The 271-nt window shown below is 39.9% G+C and carries 1 protein-coding gene; it reads right to left on the reverse strand.

Annotation, left to right across the window (positions count from 1 at the left end):
- Positions 1 to 271, reverse strand: a 271-nt coding sequence (locus tag FD688_RS07320; protein ID WP_225426069.1) for a hypothetical protein, incomplete at both ends; no start/stop codon positions are given.

Consider the following 271-nt stretch of genomic DNA (forward strand, 5'->3'; position numbering starts at 1 on the left):
TTGACCTCCACCGGAGAAATAGATACCCCAGTCTCCACCATCAAAAGTACTATTACCATTATTTTGGCCTCGTGGAATTAAAGTCATCTTAGAACCTTGTCCTAAGGTAACGTTCCCGTTTGCGTTAATGATAGTAGCACCAACTGATCTTGCAACAGTACCGAAATAGTTAGCATTTGGTTCGAGGATAAAGTTGTTAATTTCAAGGTTTTCTTGATTTCCGCCACCTTCTACTGCTACACCATTAGATCCTGTAAAAGGCGAATAATAA

Source organism: Apilactobacillus kunkeei (assembly GCF_005930975.1).
GTDB lineage: Bacteria > Bacillota > Bacilli > Lactobacillales > Lactobacillaceae > Apilactobacillus > Apilactobacillus kunkeei_E.